Below are 806 nucleotides of genomic sequence, written 5' to 3' on the forward strand. Positions count from 1 at the left end.
CGCCGCCCGCCGCAGCGAGGGGGTCGAGCTGGGTGCGCTGCCACCGACGCTGACCGACCTGCGGCGGATGCGCAACCTGCTGTGCCATGCGTCTTGGCGGCCGGGGGCACGGCCAGGCATGTGGCACCCGACCTTCATCAACACCCGCGGGGAACGCCATCCTCATGACATGGGCGCGGAAGACGTCCTGCAGGTCCGCGACCTGACCCTGCAGGCGGCGCGCCAGGTCGTGTCGGTGATGCGGCGGACCGGGATCGATGGGGAATGGGCGGGCGCCGACCCGTGATCGGTTCGTCGGCACGCATGCCGCAGGACCGCGCCGCGACCGCATCGCGCGTTGCAACACGCGGCCCGGCGCGCTAACACCCGCAAAATCAAGGATGAGAGGCACTCATGTCGTCCCCCCTCCGCCTCGGCATCGCCGGGCTTGGCACCGTCGGGATCGGTGTCGTCAAGATCGTTCAGAAACACGCCGACCTGCTGGCGATGCGGTCGGGTCGCCCGGTGGCGATCACCGCCGTCAGCGCACGCGACCGCATGAAGAACCGCGACGCGGACCTGTCGACCTATCGATGGGAGGCGGACCCGATGGCGGTCGCCACCGCCGATGACGTCGATGTCTTCATCGAACTGGTCGGCGGGGATGCGGGCGTCGCGCGCGACAGCATCGAGGCCGCGCTGCGATCCGGCAAGGACGTGGTGACCGCGAACAAGGCGCTGCTGGCCATGCACGGCCACCACCTGGCGCAGTTGGCCGAAAGCCTGGGCCGCGTGATCCGGTTCGAGGCCGCCGTCGCGGGCGGCAT

The 806-nt window shown here is 70.5% G+C and carries 2 pseudogenes; both read left to right on the forward strand.

Going from position 1 to position 806, the window contains the following annotated elements:
* Nucleotides 1–286 (forward strand): annotated as a pseudogene (locus tag TW83_RS21335) (hypothetical protein); the annotation flags it as partial.
* Nucleotides 287–393: 107 nt separating this feature from the next.
* Nucleotides 394–806: pseudogene (locus TW83_RS17210) on the forward strand (homoserine dehydrogenase); the annotation flags it as partial.

It is taken from the genome of Paracoccus sp. S4493 (assembly GCF_000967735.1).
Taxonomy (GTDB): domain Bacteria; phylum Pseudomonadota; class Alphaproteobacteria; order Rhodobacterales; family Rhodobacteraceae; genus Paracoccus; species Paracoccus marcusii.